The 607-nt window shown below is 45.1% G+C and carries 2 tRNA genes and 1 rRNA gene; all 3 read left to right on the top strand.

Features of this window, described 5'->3' with window-relative positions:
• Window positions 1-78: ribosomal RNA gene (locus ACSBQN_RS19280) — 16S ribosomal RNA — on the top strand; the annotation flags it as partial.
• 67 nt (window positions 79-145) lie between these two features.
• A tRNA-Ile gene (locus ACSBQN_RS19275) sits at window positions 146-222 on the top strand.
• A gap of 126 nt (window positions 223-348) precedes the next feature.
• Window positions 349-424 (top strand) — tRNA-Ala (locus ACSBQN_RS19270).
• Window positions 425-607: the final 183 nt, after the last annotated feature.

Here is a 607-nt window from a genome sequence, read left to right as displayed (position 1 = left end):
ACCACTTTGTGATTCATGACTGGGGTGAAGTCGTAACAAGGTAACCGTAGGGGAACCTGCGGTTGGATCACCTCCTTACCTATGTTGATTTGAATTGTGAGTGTTCACACAGATTGTCTGATAGAAAGAAGCAGATACCGGGAATAGGCTTGTAGCTCAGGTGGTTAGAGCGCACCCCTGATAAGGGTGAGGTCGGTGGTTCAAGTCCACTCAGGCCTACCAAAACCGAATTGATACTGCGTTATGAAAAGACTCGTTTACCTTAGTAAACTTCGCCTTTCCATGCCTTGTCTCAATGCGGTTTCCTCTTTTCATGATGAAAAGACACGCCCGGGAAAACCAAATAATGGGGCTATAGCTCAGCTGGGAGAGCGCCTGCCTTGCACGCAGGAGGTCAGCGGTTCGATCCCGCTTAGCTCCACCATTATCTGATATCTGAAAAATAATTCAGAGTCTACCGGAAACGGTATGCTGTGAATTATTATGCTCTTTAACAATCCGGAACAAGCTGAAAAATTGAAACAATCAATATTATCACCGAGGTAATATTGATGAGTCTCTCAGCCGAACAACACGAAAATGTGAAGACGTTTTTGCGTGAGTTATG

This window comes from Morganella sp. B601 (assembly GCF_051172335.1).
GTDB lineage: Bacteria > Pseudomonadota > Gammaproteobacteria > Enterobacterales > Enterobacteriaceae > Morganella > Morganella morganii.
The sequence above is the reverse complement of the archived record's forward strand: the minus strand, read 5'-3'. Positions and strand labels throughout refer to the sequence as shown.